The sequence below is a fragment of the Pseudocitrobacter sp. 73 genome, from assembly GCF_008369545.1.
GTDB lineage: Bacteria > Pseudomonadota > Gammaproteobacteria > Enterobacterales > Enterobacteriaceae > Pseudocitrobacter > Pseudocitrobacter vendiensis.
Map to the genome: position 1 here is coordinate 77,008 of NZ_VTZO01000026.1, position 20,949 is coordinate 97,956.

Annotated in this window: 18 protein-coding genes; 3 read left to right on the top strand and 15 right to left on the bottom strand. The window is 53.0% G+C overall.

Annotation, left to right across the window (positions count from 1 at the left end; translation table 11 throughout):
* Positions 1-25: 25 nt before the first annotated feature.
* Together bglX and F0Q32_RS21940 are read right to left on the bottom strand one after the other, a co-directional pair.
* Positions 26-2,245: a beta-glucosidase BglX gene (gene bglX / locus F0Q32_RS21935; protein WP_149464717.1), complete on the bottom strand. Its 2,220-nt coding sequence runs from the start codon at positions 2,243-2,245 to the stop codon at positions 26-28.
* The gene (locus tag F0Q32_RS21940; RefSeq protein ID WP_255475686.1) at positions 2,245-3,513 is read right to left on the bottom strand and encodes a PTS sugar transporter subunit IIC; all 1,269 of its coding nucleotides are present in this window, start codon (positions 3,511-3,513) and stop codon (positions 2,245-2,247) included. The genes bglX and F0Q32_RS21940 overlap by 1 nt, the downstream gene beginning before the upstream one ends.
* A gap of 214 nt (positions 3,514-3,727) precedes the next feature.
* Between F0Q32_RS21940 and F0Q32_RS21945 the strand changes: the two genes are divergently transcribed.
* The gene (locus F0Q32_RS21945) at positions 3,728-4,441 is read left to right on the top strand and encodes a GntR family transcriptional regulator (RefSeq protein ID WP_149464719.1); all 714 of its coding nucleotides are present in this window, start codon (positions 3,728-3,730) and stop codon (positions 4,439-4,441) included.
* Between the two features lie 34 nt (positions 4,442-4,475).
* Here the strand turns inward: F0Q32_RS21945 and potD are convergent, their stop codons facing one another.
* From potD to potA, 4 genes are all read right to left on the bottom strand, one after another.
* On the bottom strand, positions 4,476-5,522 hold the full coding sequence (gene potD, locus F0Q32_RS21950) for a spermidine/putrescine ABC transporter substrate-binding protein PotD (protein ID WP_149464720.1): 1,047 nt from the start codon (positions 5,520-5,522) through the stop codon (positions 4,476-4,478).
* Between the two features lie 67 nt (positions 5,523-5,589).
* The gene (gene potC, locus F0Q32_RS21955) at positions 5,590-6,381 is read right to left on the bottom strand and encodes a spermidine/putrescine ABC transporter permease PotC (RefSeq protein WP_149464721.1); all 792 of its coding nucleotides are present in this window, start codon (positions 6,379-6,381) and stop codon (positions 5,590-5,592) included.
* Positions 6,378-7,235 (bottom strand): spermidine/putrescine ABC transporter permease PotB, encoded by an 858-nt coding sequence (gene potB / locus F0Q32_RS21960; protein ID WP_149464722.1) that lies wholly within the window; start codon positions 7,233-7,235, stop codon positions 6,378-6,380. The genes potC and potB overlap by 4 nt, the downstream gene beginning before the upstream one ends.
* Entirely contained in the window at positions 7,219-8,355 is a 1,137-nt protein-coding gene (gene potA, locus F0Q32_RS21965) for a spermidine/putrescine ABC transporter ATP-binding protein PotA (protein ID WP_149464723.1), read from the bottom strand. The genes potB and potA overlap by 17 nt, the downstream gene beginning before the upstream one ends.
* 263 nt (positions 8,356-8,618) lie before the next feature.
* Here potA and pepT point away from each other — a divergent pair, with 263 nt between their 5' ends.
* Positions 8,619-9,848, top strand: a complete 1,230-nt coding sequence (gene pepT / locus F0Q32_RS21970) for a peptidase T (RefSeq protein ID WP_188016901.1) — start codon at positions 8,619-8,621, stop codon at positions 9,846-9,848.
* 119 nt (positions 9,849-9,967) lie between these two features.
* On the opposite strand, the gene F0Q32_RS21975 is transcribed toward pepT, so the two are convergent.
* From F0Q32_RS21975 to rluE, 9 genes are all read right to left on the bottom strand, one after another.
* The gene (locus F0Q32_RS21975; protein ID WP_149464725.1) at positions 9,968-11,089 is read right to left on the bottom strand and encodes a cupin domain-containing protein; all 1,122 of its coding nucleotides are present in this window, start codon (positions 11,087-11,089) and stop codon (positions 9,968-9,970) included.
* Positions 11,090-11,164: 75 nt separating this feature from the next.
* Entirely contained in the window at positions 11,165-12,628 is a 1,464-nt protein-coding gene (phoQ, locus tag F0Q32_RS21980) for a two-component system sensor histidine kinase PhoQ (protein WP_149464726.1), read from the bottom strand.
* Complete coding sequence (phoP, locus tag F0Q32_RS21985; RefSeq protein ID WP_015964830.1) at positions 12,625-13,299, bottom strand: two-component system response regulator PhoP; 675 nt, start codon at positions 13,297-13,299, stop codon at positions 12,625-12,627. Before phoP ends, phoQ begins: the two co-directional genes overlap by 4 nt.
* Positions 13,300-13,400: 101 nt before the next feature.
* A complete protein-coding gene (locus F0Q32_RS21990) occupies positions 13,401-14,933 on the bottom strand; it encodes a cyclic diguanylate phosphodiesterase (RefSeq protein ID WP_149464727.1) in 1,533 nt (510 codons plus the stop codon).
* Between the two features lie 140 nt (positions 14,934-15,073).
* Positions 15,074-16,444, bottom strand: coding sequence for an adenylosuccinate lyase (gene purB / locus F0Q32_RS21995; RefSeq protein ID WP_149464728.1), 1,371 nt, complete (start codon positions 16,442-16,444; stop codon positions 15,074-15,076).
* Positions 16,445-16,447: 3 nt separating this feature from the next.
* The gene (hflD, locus tag F0Q32_RS22000) at positions 16,448-17,089 is read right to left on the bottom strand and encodes a high frequency lysogenization protein HflD (RefSeq protein WP_149464729.1); all 642 of its coding nucleotides are present in this window, start codon (positions 17,087-17,089) and stop codon (positions 16,448-16,450) included.
* Between the two features lie 81 nt (positions 17,090-17,170).
* Entirely contained in the window at positions 17,171-18,277 is a 1,107-nt protein-coding gene (mnmA, locus tag F0Q32_RS22005; protein WP_149464730.1) for a tRNA 2-thiouridine(34) synthase MnmA, read from the bottom strand.
* A gap of 53 nt (positions 18,278-18,330) precedes the next feature.
* Positions 18,331-18,792, bottom strand: a complete 462-nt coding sequence (locus F0Q32_RS22010) for an NUDIX hydrolase (RefSeq protein ID WP_149464731.1) — start codon at positions 18,790-18,792, stop codon at positions 18,331-18,333.
* Between the two features lie 12 nt (positions 18,793-18,804).
* Positions 18,805-19,455 carry a 23S rRNA pseudouridine(2457) synthase RluE gene (gene rluE, locus F0Q32_RS22015; RefSeq protein WP_149464732.1) on the bottom strand — a complete coding sequence of 217 codons (651 nt, stop codon included), beginning with the start codon at positions 19,453-19,455 and terminating at the stop codon, positions 18,805-18,807.
* A 214-nt stretch (positions 19,456-19,669) separates the two neighbouring features.
* Here rluE and icd point away from each other — a divergent pair, with 214 nt between their 5' ends.
* Positions 19,670-20,920 carry an NADP-dependent isocitrate dehydrogenase gene (gene icd, locus F0Q32_RS22020; RefSeq protein ID WP_149464733.1) on the top strand — a complete coding sequence of 417 codons (1,251 nt, stop codon included), beginning with the start codon at positions 19,670-19,672 and terminating at the stop codon, positions 20,918-20,920.
* Positions 20,921-20,949: the final 29 nt, after the last annotated feature.

Here is a 20,949-nt window from a genome sequence, read left to right on the forward strand (position 1 = left end):
GTGATGTTTGCCGGGTGCCCGTTTTTCATTCTGCGCGGTAGATAAATTTCCCCTCCAGCACGTCTACACTGCTGGTGCCGACAAAAACAGTGAATCTGCCGGGTTCAATAACCTGCTCACCCTCCGCGTTGTAGAACGCGAGCATCTCCTCTTTCACTTCGAAAATCACCCGTCGCGTTTCGTAACCCTTCAAGGCAATCTGCTGGAAATCCTTCAGCATCATTACCGGACGCGCGACGCTGGCGACACAGTCGTGTAAATAGAGCTGAATCGTCTCGATACCAGTATGCTGCGTCAGATTGCGTACCGTTAGGCCTACCGTCAGTGTCTCGCCAGCGGTAAATTGCGCGGCGAGGGTTAATTCGCTGATCTCAACGCGATGCCACGAGAGCCCGAAGCCAAACGGGAAGAGCGGCGTGGTGGGGCAATCGAGGTATTTTGAGATAAAGCGTGGGCTGTGATCGGATTTCCCGGCGGGCCTGCCGGTCGAAAGCGCGTTATAGTAAATCGGCACCTGGCCGTTTGCGCGGGGGAAGCTCATAGACAGCCGTCCGACGGGATTGCGCTTGCCGTAAAGTACATCGGCAAGCGCGTGCCCGCCTTCGCTGCCGGGAAACCACGCCTCGACAATGGCATCGACATGTTCCACCACATCACTTAATACCAGTGGGCGACCGTTGAAAAGAATCAGCACCGTTTTCTTCGCCGCCCGCGCGATCGCCTGGATAAACTCCACCTGATGACGCGGCAGATGGATATCGGTGCGGCTTGCGGCTTCACCACTCTGCATCATATGCTCACCCATAGCCAGCAGCACCACGTCAGCCTCACGCGCGTACTGCAATGCGCGCGCCTGCTCAGTTTGCCGTTGTTCTTCGCTCATGCAGGATTGCGCATCAACCTGTGTGGTCGCGCCAAATTCACCGAGAAAGTCGTAATTAAGCAGCAGATCGCAGCCTTGCGTGGTCAGCAGGTCCTCCGGCGCGAGCACTTCATCCAGCGCCTGTTTGAGGGTGACGCTGTGGGTCGTCTCACCGTAGACCGCCCACAGGCCGATAATATCCGGGTTATCGGCATAGGGGCCAATCAGGGCGACTTTTGTGCCCGGTTTCAGCGGAAGCAGGGCATTATCGTTTTTTAACAGCACCAGGCTGCGGGCCGCGGTTTCCCGCGCCAGCGCCAGATGATCCGGGTGATAAAACCAGGCCCGTTCCTTTTCTTCCGACGCGCCGCGAAACGGGTCGTCAAACAATCCCAGCGTTTCTTTCAGTTGCAGCACGCGCGTCACGGCCTGATCCAGCGCGTCTTCGGATATCACACCTGCTTTAACCAGCGCGGGCAGATGATTGACATAGCAGGGCGATTTCATGTCGATATCGAGCCCGGCGTTAAAGGCCAGTTGGCTGGCATGGCGTTCATCCTCTGCCACGCCATGAGGGATGAGTTCCTTTACCGCGGCATAATCAGCGATGGTCACGCCGTCGAAATGCCAGCGATCGCGCAGAACGGTGTTGAGCAGCCAGCGGTTGGCGGTGGCGGGAATGCCGTCGAGTGTATTGAATGCCGTCATCACCAGCTTGCATCCGGCCTGAACCGCGGCAAGATAGGGCGGGAGATAATCATCGAAAAGCGACTGCCGCGACAGCTCGACGGTATTGTAATCGCGCCCGGCGACAGGCGCGCCATACCCGGCGAAGTGCTTCACGCAGGCTGCCAGCCCCTCACCGTATTCCAGATTATGCTGAAAGCCGCGTACACAGGCGCGGACTATCTGGCTGTTAAGCAGCGGATCTTCGCCCGTCGACTCCAGACAGCGGCCCCAGCGGGCGTCGCGCACCAGGTCAGCCATGGGGGCGAAGGTCACATGGCTGCCTGCGCTGACCGCTTCTTTTGCCGCCACCTGACAGCAACGCTCGATCAGCGCGGGCGACCAACTACAGCCCAGCGCCAGCGGAATGGGGAAAACCGTGCGATAGCCGTAAACGATATCCGCCATAAACAGCAGCGGGATTTTCAGGCGGCTGTTTTGCAGATGCTGTTCCTGAATATGACGCGTCTTTTTCGCGCCAGACACGTTCAATACTGAACCGGCGCACTGAACCTGTTGCTGGCTGATGCCGAGCTTCGCTTTTGGGCCAACGGTGAGTTGAGGTTCATCGACGAAAAACTCACCGGAAAGCTGTACCAGTTGGCCGACTTTCTCCTCCAGCGTCATCTGCGCCAGAAGCGTCGTGATTCTGCTCATCAGTGAGTTTCCTCGGTTTCACGTTTTAACGCCTCTTTTTCCGCCAGCTTAAACCACGGGAACCACAGCAACGGGGAGAGAATCAGCTGTAAAAACAGATGCAGCAGAATAATAGAAGTCGCTCCGCCAATGGAGGCAAAGAAGCCCAACGGCAGGCCGAAAATGGTTTGTGCGCCGACAATCTTCGCGACCAGCCCCATTTTGATCAGCGCCCAGGAAAGGGTTATCGCAATCGCGTTATTGGTAATAAACGGCACCATCAGGTGATAATTCATCACCAGCGGCGTTCCGAAGATAACCGGTTCGGTAATGCCAAAGAGGGCAGGCGTCAGCGCCAGACGACCGACCTGTTTAAATTGTTTACTGCGCGACAGGCACATTAGCAATACCAGCCCCAGCGCCAGGCCGCCCCAGGTGACAATATTAAAGAATGCCAGGCCCAGGACATTAGGTAACTCCTGACCATTCTGCCAGGCAGCGAGGTTTTCGAGATCCATGGCCAGCCAGATAGGGGTCACCAGCGGCAAAACAACATTGGTGCCGTGAATCCCCAAAAACCAGAAGATTTGCATGATAAGCGTCACCAGCAGGAACGCCAGCAGGCTTCCTCCCAGCCCTTTAAGCGGCTGCTGAATCAGCGTGTAGATACACTGGTGAAAACTGCCCCAGGGCGTGTCCATAAAGGCACGGTTGATAAGCAGCGCCACCAGACCGACGGTCAGAAACGGCAGTAGACCCTGGAAGACACGGCTAATCATGGGCGGAACGCCTTTCGGCATTTTTATTGTCCAGCCGCGCTGTACCACAAAGATGAACAACCGCCCGACGCCAAGGCCTATCAGCATGGCCGAGAAAACGCCCTGCACGCCGAGCCAGGTCAGTGGAATGGACGCGATATTTCCCTCGGCGTCCGCCAACGGCGTGACAATCAAAAAGGCCATTACGGCGGCAATGCCGCAGAGAGAACCATCTACATCGACGTCATAATGGCTTACCAGATGGCGCGCCATAAAGAAGGTGACATAGATGGCTAAGATGCCCAGGGTGCAGGTGGCGACGCCGCTGAAAACCGGAATCATCTCCGTCGCGACAAAAAATTGATGCACGCTATCGATGGGGAAAACAATCAGCAATACGCTAATTGAGCCGATGAGCGTTATGGCGATGGTAGAAACCATTGATACCGAAATGGTTTGTAGCCACGGGCTACGACCCAGAGCGGCAATAATGGGATCTAATTTCTGAAAAGCTTTCTCAAATTTATTCATGGTAAATATATTTAATTGGCCAGGGTTAGCGATATTTTTGAGATTATTTAAGCGAGAAAGTGTTAAGCCCATCAATATTTAATTACGGCAACTTGTTCTACTCTTAAGGAAAAGATGGACATCTGCGATATATTTCAGCCTGAAAAAGAGTAACTAATTGAAATAATTTAAATTAAGATGTCTTATAGTTGTTCCTTTATGGATTAAACAAAAGATGATTTATAAAAATATCGTTCATGCGATTCGGGAATTAATCACCAGCAATAATATGTCTATCGGCGACCCGTTACCTCCTGAATATGAACTGGCGCAGCGCTGCAATGTATCGCGCAATACCATTCGCAAAGCGCTGGCGGAACTGGTTGCGAAAGGTGTGGTTGAGACGCGAAAAGGGGCGGGAAGCTTTGTGTGCTATAAGAAATTTGTGCCGCAGGTCAATACCTCTATGGGGTTTAGCGAAATCGCGCGCCTGCACGGTAAGCCCTCCACCAGCCGGGTATTGAAGTTTGAAGCGTTACCTGCGACGGAGGACATCGCGGCAAAATTGAAGATTCCGGCCGGCGAGTGGGTTTATCAGGTGAAACGAATACGCTTGATCGACAATATCCCCATGCAGCTGGAAAATACCTGGCTTTCAGTCACGCGGTTCCCCCAGCTAACAATCAGTGATATGAATAAATCAAAGTTTGATTATTTTGAACGTGTGTGTGGCATAACCCTATCAGGATCGTTTGAAACGTTCTCGACCGAGCTGGCAAATCAGGACGTGGCGCGGATATTACATATTAGCGTTAAAGACCCGGTCATACGCATGGAGACGCAGGCGGTAGATATCCACCAAACAATTCTCGACTATTCTATTCTTTATAATAATAGTTATGAATTTAATGTGCAGTATTTTTGGCCAAGACAACTGACGCAGAAATAATTGTGCCGGAGGCATTCTCCGGCACAGTGGCAAATTACCGTCCCGCCTTCAACTTCTGATAATACTCTTCATAAATCGCGCTGGCCGCGCCCACGTCGTTCTGCCATTCGCCTTTGTTGATGGTATCGGCGTCAGGGTAGAGCGATTTATCGTTAGCCACGTCCGGGCTCAGCAGCTTACGTGCCGCGAGGTTTGGTGTTGGGTAGCCGATGGTTTCCGCTACCTGTTTTGCCACTTCCGGGCGCAGCAGGAAGTTGATGAGCTTGAGCGCGCCTTCCTTGTTTTTGGCATTTGCTGGAATCGAGAGGCTATCCATCCAGAAAATTCCGCCTTCTTTTGGCCAGATAACCTCAAGCGGCGTACCGTTCTGACGCGCGACCCACGCTGAACCGTTCCACACCATCCCCAGGTTGACTTCGCCTTCCATATACGGGTTGGCCGGGTTATCCGAGTTAAATGCGGCCACGTTCGGCATCAGTTTTTTCAGCTCATTGTAAGCGGCTTCAATCTCTTTTGGGTCAGTGGTATTGCCGGAATAACCCAGCTTGCGCAGCGCCATCTGGAACACTTCGCGCGCATCGTCGGTGAGCAGCAGGCTGTTCTTATATTCCGGCTTCCACAGATCGGCCCAGCTGGTGATGCTTTTTGGATCAATACTGTCGCTGTTCACGCCGATAGCGGTCGCACCCCAGATATAGGGGATGGAGTAATCATTGTTCGGGTCGAACGGTTTATTGAGCATTTCCGGGTCGAGATTGCCGAAGTTGGTTAACGTCGTTTTATCGATCTTCTGGATCATGCCCTCTTTGCGCATTTTATCGACGTAATAGGTGGAAGGCACCACCAGGTCATAAGCGCCGTCTTTGTAGGTTTTAAGCTTAGCGTACATGGTTTCATTCGATTCATAGGTCGAATAGATAACCTTGATGCCCGTCTCTTTGGTGAACTGTTCTAACAGCCCTGGCGGGACATATTCCGTCCAGTTGTAGAAGTAGAGTGTTTTGGTGTCATCAGCGTGAGCGGCGCTCATTCCCAGTGCTAAAGCACCCGCTGCGAGCAGGTGGCGTGACCATTTTTTCATTTAACGTCCCCTGATTGAGCCCCGAAAGGCTGCTGTGTTGATTGGCCTGAATTCAGGCCAATGCCCATTATGCCTGGCGCGCCAGACCTTTCGTTTTATCGCGTGCAATAAGCTGGCTGGCGATGACCAGTACCAGTGACAGCACCAGCAAAATCGTTGCCAGCGCATTCACTTCCGGTGAAACGCCGACTTTAACCATTGAGTAAATTTTTAACGGTAAAATCTCATAGCCCGGCCCGGTAACAAATGAGGAGACGACCACATCATCCATCGAGAGCGTAAAGCTCAACAGCCAACCGGCGGCCACCGCAGGCATCGCCAGCGGCAGTATGATTTTTCGTAAAATAGTGAGCTCGCTGGCACCCAAATCTTTTGCCGCTTCCAGCATCCGAACATCAAACCCTTTCAGGCGCGAGTAAACGGTCACCACCACAAACGGCAGGCAGAAGGTGATATGCGAGAACAACAGCGACCAGAAGCCGAGCTGGATCCCCAGCAGCATAAATAGCACCAGTAGTGAGATGGCCATCACGATGTCCGGCGACATCATCACCACGAACAACATGCCGCTGACAAACGGTTTGCCGCGAAAACGGTAGCGATAGAGCGCCACCGCCGTCAGCGAACCAATCAGCGTGGCGAAGGTTGCCGAGAAAATAGCCATCGTCAGCGAGTGCTGTGCAGCCTGGAGCAAGCTGTCGTTGTTCATCAACAGGTTATACCAGTTGGTGGTAAAACCCTGCCAGTTAATCCCGAAACGCGAGCTGTTAAAGGAGTTCACGATCAAAATAATAATCGGGATGTAGAGATAAGCGTATATGGCGGTCATAAAACCGCCGCGCAGCAGTTTACCGATCATTCCAGCTCCACCTTTTTGTTCAGCAGACGCGAGGCGCGCCAGTAAACCAGCAGCATCAGACCCATCACTATTGTCAATGTAATGCTGGTGGCTGCGCCGAACGGCCAGTCGCGAATATTGAGGAACTGGCTCTTAATGACGTTACCAATGAGCAGGTTTTTCGCGCCGCCCATCAGGTCAGAGACGTAGAACAGCCCCATCGCCGGCAGCATGACCAGCAGACAACCCGCGATAATTCCCGGCATCGTCAATGGAATGATAATGCGGATGAACGTTTGCAGCTTATTGGCCCCCAGATCCTTCGCCGCTTCCAGCAAGGGTTTATCGAGTTTTTCGATGCTGGAGTAGAGCGGCATCACCATAAACGGCAGCAGGATATAGACCAGGCCAATGATGACCGCGCTCGGCGTGAACATGATGCGAATCGGCGTGTCGATAACGCCCAGCCACAGCAAAAACTCGTTAAGATAGCCTTTGGTACTGAGGAAAATTTTCAGCCCGTAGATACGAATCAACGAGTTCGTCCAGAAGGGGACAATCAGCAGAAACAGCAGCAGCGGGCGCACCTTGTGCGGCAGCTTTGCCAGAAACCAGGCGAAGGGGTAGCCCAGCACCAGGCAGGCGAGCGTAGCAATGAGCGCCATGTTTAGCGAGTGCAGTAGCACCTCGAAGTAAAGCGGATCGAGCAGGCGCGCGTAGTTATCCAGCGTAAAGACCATTTTGACGAAACTGGCGTCATCGCGGGTCAGAAAGCTGGTACCGATGATCATCAGGTTGGGCAGAAAGACAAATAACACAAGCCAACCGACGATTGTGGCAATCACCACATTCTGGAACTTACTTGTGTTCTTCATCAGCCAGTACGACCTCCCAGCTTTCTACCCAGTTGATTGCCATTTTTTGATCGAGCGAATGGTCGAAGTCCGGGTCATCTTCATTAAAGAATTCGCTGACCAGCACCATCTTGCCATTTTCCAGCTCGACGACGGACTCCAGCGTCATGCCCTTATAGTTGCGCTCACGCACGTAGCCAATCAAACCTTCAATGTGATCGTTGTGGTTGATTTCATCCACACGCAGATCTTCCGGGCGTAGCAGGACATTCAGTTTCTGGCCGGGGGTGACCGGGAAATTGACGTCAATATTGCACTCGCGGCCCTCAACATTAGCGCGTACCCGACGTTCATCAAGACGCTCAATCACGGTCGCGTCGAAAATATTGATCTCGCCAATAAAACTGGCGACAAACAGGTTTTTCGGTTCTTCGTAAATTTCACGCGGGGTACCGTCCTGCTCAATACGCCCGTCGCGCATTACCACGATGCGATCCGACATGGTGAGCGCTTCTTCCTGATCGTGGGTGACAAAGACAAAGGTGATACCCAGCTTTCGCTGCAACGCTTTGAGTTCGTTTTGCATCTGCTTCCGCAGCTTGTAGTCGAGCGCAGAGAGTGATTCATCCAGCAATAGCAGGCTCGGTTTATTGACCACCGCACGGGCAATCGCCACGCGCTGCTGTTGGCCGCCGGAGAGCTGATGTGGCTTGCGCTCAGCGAACTCTTCCAGTTGCACCATACGCAGCGCGTCGGTTACGCGAGGGGGAATTTGATCGGCAGGGGTTTTCTGCATGCGCAGACCAAATGCCACGTTTTCGAAGACGGACATGTGCGGAAAAAGCGCATAACTCTGGAAAACGGTGTTAACGTGGCGATCTTCGGCCGGAACGTTAGTAATATCCTGATTTTCCAGATGAATCGTTCCAGAGTCTACATTTTCCAGACCCGCGATAAGACGAAGGACGGTTGTTTTACCGCAGCCAGAGGGCCCAAGCAGCGTAAGGAACTCGCCGTTATTGATGGTGAGGTTCAGATCGGAGATGACCGTTTTACCATCGAAACCTTTGCGAATTCCCGCCAATTGCACCAGCGGTGAAAGCGAACGCGATTGTGTATTCAATTTTTTACTCTGTCCCATTCAGACGCACCGGATGGCTTACCGATGCGGGGTTTGTGGTTAACCACCTTTAGACGTATAGAGGCCTGACACATATTAAGGCCTGGCATTCTACGGCAATCGTGTTAAATCGCCAATCCTCTATGCATACAGATGAGCTATCTTTAAGCCTGTAAATGATTTAGCGAAAAAAAATGGGCTTTGCCGGGGTAAAAGTGACCTGACGCAATATTTGTGTTTTCCCGCTTATTGATAATGTTGTCACAAAAAGTGAGGGTGACTGCATGGATAAATTACTTGAGCGTTTTTTACAGTATGTTTCTCTGGACACGCAATCTAAGCCCGGCGTGCGTCAGGTGCCGAGTACAGAGGGGCAGTGGAAACTGTTGCATCTGCTCAAAGAACAGCTTGAAGCAATGGGGCTGGTGAATGTCACTCTGAGCGAAAAAGGCACCGTGATGGGCACGTTGCCTGCGAATATCGACGGCGATATTCCAGCGGTAGGCTTCATTTCACACGTCGATACCGCACCCGATTTCAGTGGTAAAAACGTCAATCCACAGATCGTGGAAAACTATCGCGGCGGCGATATTGCGCTGGGTATCGGCGATGAAGTGCTTTCGCCGGTGATGTTCCCGGTGCTGCATCAACTGCTGGGCCAGACGCTTATCACCACTGACGGCAAAACGCTGCTCGGCGCGGATGATAAAGCGGGTATTGCGGAAATCATGACCGCGCTGGCGGTACTGAAAGAGAAAAACATTCCTCACGGTGATATCCGCGTGGCGTTTACGCCCGACGAAGAAGTGGGCAAGGGCGCAAAACACTTTGATGTGGAAGCCTTTGATGCCCGCTGGGCTTATACCGTTGATGGCGGCGGTGTGGGTGAGCTGGAGTATGAAAACTTCAATGCGGCATCGGTGATTATCAAGATCGTCGGCAACAATGTGCATCCGGGCACTGCGAAAGGGGTGATGGTCAATGCATTGTCGCTGGCCGCACGCATTCATGCGGAAGTACCCGCAGATGAGAGCCCCGAAAAAACAGACGGTTATGAAGGTTTCTATCATCTCAACACGATGAAAGGTTCCGTTGATCGCGCGGAAATGCACTACATCATTCGCGATTTTGACCGTAAGCAGTTCGAAGCGCGGAAACGCAAAATGATGGAGATCGCCAAGAAGGTCGGCAAAGGGCTGCATCCGGATTGCTACATTGAACTTATTATTGAAGACAGCTACTACAATATGCGTGAGAAGGTGATGGAGCATCCGCACATCATTGATATCGCTCAGCAGGCGATGCGTGATTGCAATATCGAGCCGGATCTCAAACCGATTCGTGGCGGTACCGATGGTGCACAGCTCTCCTTTATGGGGCTACCATGCCCGAACCTCTTCACCGGCGGCTATAACTATCACGGTAAACACGAGTTTGTGACGCTGGAAGGGATGGAAAAAGCGGTGCAGGTGATTGTGCGTATCGCGGAGCTGACGGCGAAGCGGGCGGGGTAAGTCTCCCCCTCACCCTAACCCTCTCCCTCAGGGAGAGGGGACCGACCGAGCCGGTTTTGCAGATCTGCGCTGGTTTTCTCCCTCTCCCTGAGGGAGAGGGCCGGGGTGAGGGGCCTCACTCACCCTTCAAAGAACCAGTACCCGCTGTTTACCAGCGCGGCCAGCATCGCGAGGAATGACGGGTCTTCCAGCGCATCGCCGAAGTGTTCGCTTTCCAGCACCATATTTCCTGCCAGCGCATTCAGTGCCGGACGATGAGGCGAGTCGATTTTTTCGCCGTTAACGAAAACATCGTCGCCGATTTTCAGCACGCGTAACCCACCTAAACGCGCCAGTTTATCGCCCTGTTGCAGCGCGTCGTAAATTTCATCTGGCTGATACGGCGGCTCTGGCGGCGCGACGTCCAGCTCGTGGCGTGACTGGCTGATAAACTCACCGAGCCATTGCTGGAACTGCTCTGGCTGATTCATTAACCCCTGCATCATGTCACGCAGACGGTCGACTTCCTGCGGCAAAATATCCGCCGGATGCGCGCGTGCAGGTACGTCCGGATCGGTATAACGCTGGCTGCCCAGTTCGCGTTGCAGGATGTAATCGGCAAAACCGCTAAACAGTTCACGGCCACTTGGCGCGCGGAAACCCACGGAGTAATTCAGCGAGTTTTCCAGCGAATAACCCTCGTGCGGGAAACCTGGCGGGATGTACAGAATATCGCCGGGCTCGAGTTCTTCATCAATGATGCCTTCGAAAGGGTCTACCTGGAGTAGATCAGGGTGCGGACAGTGCTGTTTCATCGGCACTTTCTCGCCCACGCGCCAGCGACGGCGACCCGTCCCCTGAATGATAAAGACATCGTACTGATCGAGATGCGGGCCCACGCCGCCGCCCGGTACGGAGAAGGAAATCATCAAGTCGTCAATACGCCAGTCGGGCAGGGCGCGGAAGGGACGCATCAACGCCGCCGAGGGCTCGTGCCAGTGATCGACCGCCTGAACCAGCAACGACCAGTTGGTTTCGTCGAGGTGATCGTAGCTTTCAAATGGTCCGTGGCTGACCTGCCATTTTCCGTCAAGATGACTCACCAGCCGGCTGTCGACTTCGTTTTCCATCGCCAGGCCTGCCAGCTCATCCGGTGAAATAGGGTCGACAAAGTTAGCAAACCCGCGTTTGAGGACCACCGGGCGTTTCTGCCAGTAGCGTTCGATAAAGTCGGGCCAGTTGAGCGTTAAGTGATAATCCATATGAGTATGTCCGCAGCAGGTGTTTTCTCGGATTATACACGTAATCCGGCAACCTGCCTGCTGCGCAAACCGGATTTAGCCGACGTGGTGCTCCAGGTTCTGGCGACCAAAAACCACGTCCATTTTTGCCCCGCCCAGCAGGCTGTCGGCGGTGATGATTTGCCCGTCATATTGCTCGACGATATCACGCGCGACGGAGAGCCCGACGCCCTGGCCTGGCCTGAGTGTATCGGCGCGCTGGCCGCGATCGAACACCAGATCCCGTTTACCCTGCGGAATGCCCGGACCATCATCTTCAACAATCACGTGTAGCTGGTTTTCGGCCTGATGCGCGGACACTTCCACGAATTCGAGGCAGTATTTGCAGGCGTTATCCAGCACGTTGCCCATCACTTCCATAAAGTCGTTTTTCTCGCCGACAAAGCTAATTTCGGGTGAAATGTCGAGGCTAATGCTCACGCCTTTCCGCTGATAGACCTTATTCAACGCGGAAATTAAACTATCCAGCGTGGGCGCGACCGGATGAAGCTCGCGGCTCAACAGGGTACTGTCGGTACGCATGCTGGCGCGGTTGAGGTAATAGCCAATCTGCTGAGAGATGCGACTGATTTGCTCAAGCATGATGGGCTCGGCTTCGCTGACGCTGATTTTTTCACTGCGCAGTGAGCGTAGCGAACTTTGCAGCACCGCCAGCGGCGTTTTCAGGCTGTGCGTGAGATCGGTAAGCGTGGTGCGATATTTATCATAACGCTCCCGTTCGCTTTTCAGCAGGCGATTCAGGTTACGCACCAGGCCGGTCAACTCGCGGGTCGTTTCCGGGTTTAACGCTTCGCGGTTATGCTCTTCAAGCTCGCGCACCTCGCGCGTCAACGCCGCCAGCGGGCGCAGGCTCCAGTGTGCAGCCACCCACAGCAGCGGAACCACCAGCAACAGGTTGGCCGCCAGCACGTAGATAAACCAGCTCCACACCATATAAGAGCGTTTAAGCTCGATAGGGATCGTGTCAATCACTACGATCACCAACGCGGGCATCATCTTTGTTGCCGGATAGCTGTTGACGGCAACAGAGTGCGTCATCTCTGAGTCATCATCTTCTTTACGGATTTCACTCAGTTGTTCCTGTGCTTCATGGTTATCGGTCAGCAAGGCGCTGGAGGCGTTGATATCCGCTTCTATCTCATGAAAGCCGTTACCGCGCAGCCAATCCTTCTGTATACGGTTTTTCAGCCAGGGAATATCTTTCTGCTGCCAAAGCAGATTGCCTTTGTTGTCATAGATGATGGCCATCGTCGGGCTTTGACGGATGAGATTATCGGGCATATCGACGGTTAACTTTCCGTCTTCCCATTTGGAAAAGGTGTAGAACAGATTGCTTTCGCCGCGCAGCAGACGAAATGTGGTTTTGTCGAAGCTGACGCTGTAGCCCACCAGGGCGACCATACCGTAAGCAAGAGAAAGCACCATTACCACGGCTGCGGTCGCCAGCAAGAAGCGCACCCGCAGCGAGAGGGGCAGCATATGCCGCAATAGCTTATTCATCCGCGCAGTTCGAACAGATAGCCCTGGCCACGGACGGTGTTGATCACATCATGTGGATATTGCGCCTGTATTTTCTTGCGCAGGCGACCCATCAGCACGTCTATAGTGTGACTCTCGCGCAGTTCGGCGTCGGGATAAAGCTGAAGCATCAGAGAATCTTTGCTTACCACTTTGCCGTTATTGCGGATCAGCGTTTCAATAATGGTGTATTCGAACGCCGTCAGCTTGATCACTTCGTCGTTGATCGACAATTCGCGGCGTGAGAGATCCACCTGGAACGGTGGCAGGGAGATCACCTGCGAAGCATGGCCGCTATTACGGCGCATCAGCGCCTGCATGCGCGCAGCCACTTCTTCAATATGGAACGGTTTGGTGACGTAGTCATCAGCCCCGGCACTCAGCACCTCGACTTTATCCTGCCAGCCTTCGCGGGCAGTCAGTACCAGAACCGGTAACGAGATGTCGTGACTGCGCCAGCGGCGAATCAGAGAAAGGCCGTCTTCATCCGGCAAGCCGAGGTCGACAATGGCAATATCCGGCAGATGCTCGCCGAGATAGTAATCTGCTTCCTTTGCGTCTTCCGCCGCATCAACCTGATGACCCAGCTCCTGAAGCTGAACCTTCAGATGGTGACGTAACAGGGCGTTATCCTCTACCACGAGTACGCGCATGTTTTTTCTCCATATCATAATTGAAGCTAATAGTTTAAACCTGGCTGGTTATACTAAAACTAAACACCGGACAGTAAAAGAATTTGTCCTGTTCTGTTCCTTTACGTTTCAATATAGCGCTCAATTTTCTCTTTTGGTTTTGACAGCAGTATTTTTACCAGCTCGACAAACTTAACGGGCTTGTAGAAATAGTAACCTTGCAGCAGGCTGATGTTATTACGATTGAGGTAGTTGAGCTGCGTTTGCGTTTCGACGCCTTCAGCGACAATCGTTAAAGAGAGTTTCCGCGCAAGGTCAAGGACGCAGTCGAGCAATTTTGTTGAATCCTCATCTTCGTTCACCCGACCGACAAAACTCTGATCGATTTTAATGTAATCGATGTTCAGATCGTGCAGATAAGAGAGGCCGGAATAACCGGTGCCGAAATCGTCCAGTGCAATCGCAAAACCATTCGCGTGCAGCGTGTTGAGGTTACTGATGAGCTGTTCATCCACGTGCAGCGGTTCGCGCTCGGTCACTTCCAGCACCAGCGTCAACTTTTTATTCACAAAACCCGCCTGGTATTTCAGGCAATCCTCAACGAAAGACGCCGCATTGATGTGTGCGGCGCTGAAATTAATACCGACGTGAAAGCCTTCCGGCAATTTGCTGCTGATGGCATTCATATGCGTCACAACCTGCCACATGAGCGACTGCGTAAGCGGAATGATTAATCCGGATTTCTCCGCCAGCGGGATAAAAGCCGCAGGGGAAATAAACCCGGCCTCAGGATGTTTCCAGCGGGCAAGGACTTCGATACCCCGTATCGAGTTATCTCGTCCATCCATCACCGGTTGGTAATAGGGGATAATTTCACCATTGTTTATGGCGCGTTTCAGGGCATCCGCCGGGGTAATCGTTTTATGAAAATATTTATCGAGAGACCAGCCAGCAGTACAGGACATCAGCAGAATGAAAATGAGGACGCCAGCGCCCTGACGAAAAATACGTTTCAGGCTGAAGAAGGCAGGGGACGTGTACTGGACAGAAAAGGGATACATTTTGGCATCAATAATGTCTTCGCGATGGTTCTGACGCCCCACCTCGCGCACATCACCATCCTGACCCAGTGAATATCGGCCGACAATCATCCGGAGCTGTGCATTTTTTCCGGTGCTGTTTAGCGCATCATGAATATGGGAGTCGCTGATGGTCACTAAAATGACCCCATCTGATATATCGGCGCGGTAAACGAGAGCTGGATGCTGATGGACATTATCTTTAGCACGAACCAGCGTTAATGGCGTATCAGGGAGGGACGCTGGGTTGGTTAACAAAAGACGGTTACCGGGCAGGGAGGTGCACCATGCTTTACCTTCTTTCAGGATGAGAATCGTTCTGAGGTGTGGGCTGAGTACTGCCGTCGTCCCCAGTTGATATTGCCCTTCAACGGTGCAGCCCGATGCAGCAATGGCCATGGCTGTTTTACTGGCGGTCTTAGCTTCGTCAAGAATCTGGTTAATATTTTCGACGGCCTGGGTAGCGCCAGCGACATTGTCAATTTTGGCGGAATACCAAAGTTGTACATTCAGAATGAATATCCCGGCAATAAACGTCAGCACCGCGGCAATCGGCGGAATGATAGCCCTGAGCATGTGCATCTCCTGATGAGCGGCGTTATCGCTGACAGTGTGTGTTACTCAGGAGTATAGAAGATGAGAGGGGCGTCTTGTGGTCGTGAGGAAAGGAATAATCAGGGGGACCTCCCTCCCCATTCAGGGGAGGGAGTCAGCCATTATTTCAGGTCATCGACCATCTGAATTGCGCGGCCAATATAGTTGGCTGGCGTCATTGCTTTCAGGCGAGTCTTTTCGTCTTCCGGCAGGGCCAAACCGTCGATAAACTGTTTCATGCCTTCGGCATCAACGCGTTTGCCGCGTGTCAGTTCTTTCAGTTTTTCGTACGGTTTTTCAATGCCATAACGACGCATAACGGTTTGGATAGGCTCTGCCAGCACTTCCCAGTTGTGATCGAGTTCGTCCAGCAGACGGTCACGATTCACTTCCAGTTTGCTCACGCCTTTCAGGGTTGACTGGTAGGCAATCAGCGCATAGCCAATACCCACGCCCAGGTTACGCAGGACGGTGGAGTCCGTCAGGTCACGCTGCCAGCGGGACACCGGCAGTTTGCTCGCCAGGTGCTGAAGCACGGCGTTTGACAGGCCCAGGTTGCCTTCGGAATTTTCAAAGTCAATGGGGTTAACTTTGTGCGGCATGGTGGACGAACCAATTTCACCGGCGATGGTTTTTTGCTTGAAGTGGTTCAGGGCGATGTAGCCCCACACATCACGGTCAAAGTCGATCAGGATAGTGTTGAAGCGCGCCATGCAATCAAACAGTTCGGCGATATAGTCATGTGGCTCGATCTGAGTGGTGTACGGGTTCCACTGAATACCCAGAGAAGTGACAAACTCTTCGCTGAACTGATGCCAGTCGACTTCCGGATACGCGACGATATGGGCGTTATAGTTGCCGACCGCGCCGTTGATTTTACCCAGAATTTCAACCTGGTTAAGCTGGCGATACTGACGCTCCATACGGTAAGCCACGTTAGCCATCTCTTTACCGATGGTGGACGGGGTTGCCGGCTGGCCGTGAGTACGCGACAGCAGCGGGATGTCGCGGTACTGTACCGCTAAATCTTTAATGCCGTCGATAAGCTTGCGCCAGTAAGGCAGGATCACTTCATCACGCGCGGTTTTCAGCATCAGTGCGTGAGACAGGTTGTTAATATCTTCAGAAGTACAGGCGAAGTGAATGAACTCAGAAACCGCATGCAGTTCCGGCACATTCGCCACTTTTTCTTTCAGGAAATACTCAACCGCTTTCACATCATGGTTAGTGGTGCGCTCAATGGTTTTGATGCGCGCGGCATCTTCTTCATTGAAGTCGGTAACGATTTTATCGAGGAAACCGTTTGCGTCTGCGGCAAAAGCAGGAACTTCCTTGATCGCTGCCTGCGCAGCCAGCTTTTGCAGCCAGCGCACTTCAACTTGTACACGGAATTTCAGCAAACCGAATTCGCTGAAAATGCCGCGCAGCGCGCTGACTTTATCGCCGTAGCGGCCGTCGACAGGGGAAACGGCGGTCAGTGAGGATAATTCCATAGATCATAACTCCGGGGTTAAATGAGCAAGAATTTGTTTTGCCTGAGTGGTCAGGCGATTACGGTAAAACATGAGCTGCAAGCGTCCGCCACCAACCTGGTGCCAGAGAACGGCAGCACGAATGCCAGCAAGCAGCGAGGCGCGGACTTTTGCCTGCACCTGTGGACTTTGCAGCACGGCAGGGGAGCCGGTAACCTGAATACGTGGGCCAAGCGGACTGATAACATCGACATAGATACCGGCCATCGCGCTCAGCAGGGTTTCAGACTGTAAATCAAAGTGGTCAAGCTGGCGCTGCAGGCCCGCGATACGGTCGCCGAGCGTATCCATCGCGCCTTTTGCGGAGGCCAGTTTACGTTCGAGCACCATTAAACTCAGCGTATAGCGGGTGAGCTCGGCGTTGAGCCCCTGGCGACTGCTGGCATTCAGTACGCCTAACAGCGTTTCCAGGCCGAGACGAAGATTTGCTTCACTGCCACCGAACACGCCCAGGGTTGAGTCCGGGTTCAGGTCGATAACGCTGTTCAGCGACACAAGCAGCGCGTCGCTATCGCAGTGGCCCTGATGGGCCAGTTGTTGCACCAGGCTGGCGGACTGGCAGATACCCGCCAGCGCCAGGGTGATGTCATAGTAGTTCTTCGCCACGCTAACTCCTTGTTGATTCCCCGCGCTTGAGCGCGGCCAGGGCGTCTGGTGCCCCGGCGTTGGGGAGACGACTGCTGTTAATTATGCCGGCAGCGGTATGCGCTGTTCGATTACGCCGCCGCCAAGGCATACTTCACCGCTGTAGAACACGGCGGACTGGCCCGGCGTGACTGCGGCAACGGGCTCATCAAAACGCACTTCAATGCGCTCTTCATCCAGCGCGACGACGGTGCAGGGAATATCTGTCTGGCGGTAACGTGTTTTAACCGTACAGCGGAACGTACCCTGAACAGGTTCGCGATCGACCCAATGCAATTGCTGGGCAATTAAGCCAACGGACATCAGGCGCGGATGGTCGTGGCCCTGCGCAACGACCAGAATATTGTTTTCGACATCTTTATCGACAACGTACCACGGATCTTCCGACCCTTCTTTAGTACCGCCGATGCCGAGGCCTTTACGCTGACCCAGGGTGTGATACATCAGCCCCTGGTGTTCACCAATCTCTTCACCGTCAACGGTGACTATTTTGCCTGGCTGGGCAGGCAGGTAGCGACCTAAAAACTCGCGGAATTTTCGCTCGCCGATAAAACAGATACCGGTGGAATCTTTTTTCTTCGCGGTGATGAGATCCAGCTCTTCGGCGATTTTACGCACCTGCGGTTTTTCCAGCTCACCAACCGGGAAGAGGCTTTGGGCAATCTGTTCGTGGCCGAGGGTGTAAAGGAAGTAGCTCTGATCTTTGTTGCCATCCAGCCCGCGCAGTAACTGGCTTTTGCCGTTGACATCTTTACGGCGCACATAGTGGCCGGTGGCGATGTAATCAGCACCTAAATCTTCTGCGGCGAATTCGAGGAAGGCTTTGAATTTGATCTCTTTGTTGCACAGGATATCCGGGTTTGGCGTGCGGCCCGCTTTGTACTCCTCCAGGAAGAGTTCAAAAACGTTATCCCAGTATTCAGCGGCAAAGTTAACGGTGTGCAGCTCAATGCCGAGCTTATCGCAGACCGCTTGCGCATCGGCAAGGTCGGCGGCGGCAGTACAATATTCCTCGCCGTCGTCTTCCTCCCAGTTCTTCATGAACAGGCCCTCAACCTTATAACCTTGTTGTTGCAACAGGTAGGCTGAGACGGAGGAATCAACACCGCCGGACATGCCGACGATCACTTTTTTCTGGCTTTCTGACATTGGAATACTCACGACATTGAACTTCAAGGCGGCATATTCTAGCACGCAGCCCCTTACTTGACACCCTCTGTAAACGGCCAGTTAAATGCGCCGATAAGCGAAAGAGGATAACGCTCGCCGCTCTGGTAGCTATGAATGCTTTCCGCGACCAGCTTTGAACGCAGATTCGTTGCGTTAAGAATTTCCTCAGCACTGACCCACAGGCAGCGATCAATATCGCTGTCGTGCGGTTGTGTCGGACAAATACCGTCCAGCTCTATCAAAAACAGAAAGCGCAAAAAGGGCGTTTTGTCGGGCGCTATCCACTGGTGCATACGGATAAAGTGCTGCGGCGTAGCGCGAATACCGGTTTCTTCCCACAATTCGCGCTCGGCAGCCTGAACTAATGTTTCGTCGGCTTCGAGATGCCCCGCGGGTTGATTCCACAATGCTTTACCGTTGATGGTCTCTTCTACAACCAGAAATTTGTCTTTAGCATGCACAATGCAGGCAACGGTGACATGAGGTTTAAACATGTACTCTCCTTTTTATTCGGCGTCACGCCATTCGCCGTTTGCCAGCCCATCCAGACGATAGTCGCCCATCGCATAGCGAATCAGACGCAAAGTAGGGTGGCCGACGTGCGCCGTCATGCGGCGTACCTGACGGTTGCGGCCTTCGTACAGCGTGACTTTCAGCCAGGTGGTGGGGATCGACTTACGCTCACGTATCGGCGGATTTCGCGGCCACAACCATTCGGGTTCATTCACCACTTCAATTCCTGCGGGCAATGTTGGGCCATCGTTGAGCGTCACGCCTGTACGCAGCGCCGTCAGCGATGCCTCGCTCGGTTCGCCTTCAACCTGCACATAGTAAATTTTTCCGGTGCGCTTGCCCGGTTGCGTCAGTCGCGCCTGCAACACACCGTCGTTGGTCAGCACTAAAAGGCCTTCGCTGTCGCGATCGAGACGTCCGGCGGCGTATACGCCCTGCACCGGAATAAAATCTTTCAGCGTGCTGCGGCCCGCTTCGTCAGTAAATTGCGGCAAAACATCGTAGGGTTTATTGAACAGAACTACGCGTTTTGGCTGGTTATCTTTACGTTGTTTGGCAGCTTGTTTGGTGCTGAATCGCTTAACCGGGTGATTTCTAAAAGAAGTTTTCTGCATGGTATTTTCAGATGTTATGTATTCGCGCATTATAGCCTAATAACGAGTGTCTTTCATGGCGCCGAACAATAAGGTAGTATTGACGCGATCATTACAAATCATTAACAAAAATGCTCTAACTCTTTGTGTTGCAGGAAGGCGGTAAGACAGTGCATTCCCGGGGTTTAACCGGCATGTAGTAAACAGCGAGAACCTGTGGCGTAAAGGATGACGAGCACACCAGAAGCGCTCGAAGGAGAGGTGAATGGAAAGCAAAGTAGTTGTTCCGGCAGAAGGTCAAAAAATCACCCTGAAAGACGGCAAGCTGAATGTGCCGCACAATCCGATTATCCCATTCATTGAAGGCGACGGCATCGGTGTTGATGTAACCCCACCGATGATCAAAGTTGTGAATGCCGCAGTTGAGAAAGCCTACAAAGGTGAGCGTAAAATTTCCTGGATGGAAATCTACACCGGCGAGAAATCCACTCAGGTTTATGGTCAGGACGTCTGGCTGCCAGCTGAAACGCTGGATCTGGTACGTGAATACCGCGTTGCAATCAAAGGCCCTCTGACCACACCTGTTGGCGGCGGTATCCGTTCTCTGAACGTTGCCCTGCGTCAGGAACTGGACCTCTACGTTTGTCTGCGCCCGGTGCGTTATTACCAGGGCACCCCAAGCCCGGTTAAACACCCTGAACTGACCGATATGGTTATCTTCCGTGAAAACTCAGAAGACATCTATGCAGGTATCGAGTGGAAAGCGGACTCTGCTGATGCAGAAAAAGTGATTAAATTCCTGCGCGAAGAGATGGGCGTGAAGAAAATTCGCTTCCCGGAACATTGCGGTATTGGTATTAAACCGTGCTCCGAAGCAGGTACCAAACGCCTGGTTCGTGCAGCTATCGAATACGCAATCGCTAACGACCGTGACTCTGTGACCCTGGTTCACAAAGGCAACATCATGAAGTTCACCGAAGGCGCGTTCAAAGACTGGGGCTACCAGCTGGCACGCGAAGAATTCGGCGGCGAACTGATCGACGGCGGTCCGTGGCTGAAAATCAAGAACCCAAAAACCGGCAAAGACATCATCGTTAAAGACGTGATCGCTGACGCCTTCCTGCAGCAGATCCTGCTGCGTCCGGCAGAGTATGACGTAATTGCCTGTATGAACCTGAACGGTGACTACATCTCTGACGCCCTGGCGGCACAGGTTGGTGGTATCGGTATTGCGCCGGGCGCGAACATCGGCGACGAATGTGCCCTGTTCGAAGCTACCCACGGTACTGCACCGAAATACGCAGGCCAGGACAAAGTTAACCCGGGCTCCATCATTCTGTCCGCAGAAATGATGCTGCGTCATATGGAATGGTTCGAAGCGGCTGACCTGATTGTTAAAGGTATGGAAGGCGCTATCGCGAACAAGACCGTGACCTATGACTTCGAACGTCTGATGGAAGGCGCTAAGCTGCTGAAATGTTCAGAGTTTGGTGACGCGATAATCGCGAATATGTAATGCTCACTTGTTGAGAACGCGAAGGAGCC

Coding starts and splice junctions, on each gene's coding strand:
- F0Q32_RS21990 (WP_149464727.1), bottom strand. CDS start 14,933: ATGCTCAGGGCTATCATTCCGCCGATTGCCGCGGTGCTGACGTTTATT.
- bglX (WP_149464717.1), bottom strand. CDS start 2,245: ATGAGCAGAATCACGACGCTTCTGGCGCAGATGACGCTGGAGGAGAAA.
- rluE (WP_149464732.1), bottom strand. CDS start 19,455: ATGCGCGAATACATAACATCTGAAAATACCATGCAGAAAACTTCTTTT.
- F0Q32_RS21945 (WP_149464719.1), top strand. CDS start 3,728: ATGATTTATAAAAATATCGTTCATGCGATTCGGGAATTAATCACCAGC.
- potB (WP_149464722.1), bottom strand. CDS start 7,235: ATGAAGAACACAAGTAAGTTCCAGAATGTGGTGATTGCCACAATCGTC.
- F0Q32_RS22010 (WP_149464731.1), bottom strand. CDS start 18,792: ATGTTTAAACCTCATGTCACCGTTGCCTGCATTGTGCATGCTAAAGAC.
- phoP (WP_015964830.1), bottom strand. CDS start 13,299: ATGCGCGTACTCGTGGTAGAGGATAACGCCCTGTTACGTCACCATCTG.
- icd (WP_149464733.1), top strand. CDS start 19,670: ATGGAAAGCAAAGTAGTTGTTCCGGCAGAAGGTCAAAAAATCACCCTG.
- mnmA (WP_149464730.1), bottom strand. CDS start 18,277: ATGTCAGAAAGCCAGAAAAAAGTGATCGTCGGCATGTCCGGCGGTGTT.
- potA (WP_149464723.1), bottom strand. CDS start 8,355: ATGGGACAGAGTAAAAAATTGAATACACAATCGCGTTCGCTTTCACCG.
- F0Q32_RS21975 (WP_149464725.1), bottom strand. CDS start 11,089: ATGGATTATCACTTAACGCTCAACTGGCCCGACTTTATCGAACGCTAC.
- pepT (WP_188016901.1), top strand. CDS start 8,619: ATGGATAAATTACTTGAGCGTTTTTTACAGTATGTTTCTCTGGACACG.
- potC (WP_149464721.1), bottom strand. CDS start 6,381: ATGATCGGTAAACTGCTGCGCGGCGGTTTTATGACCGCCATATACGCT.
- purB (WP_149464728.1), bottom strand. CDS start 16,444: ATGGAATTATCCTCACTGACCGCCGTTTCCCCTGTCGACGGCCGCTAC.
- F0Q32_RS21940 (WP_255475686.1), bottom strand. CDS start 3,513: ATGAATAAATTTGAGAAAGCTTTTCAGAAATTAGATCCCATTATTGCC.
- phoQ (WP_149464726.1), bottom strand. CDS start 12,628: ATGAATAAGCTATTGCGGCATATGCTGCCCCTCTCGCTGCGGGTGCGC.
- potD (WP_149464720.1), bottom strand. CDS start 5,522: ATGAAAAAATGGTCACGCCACCTGCTCGCAGCGGGTGCTTTAGCACTG.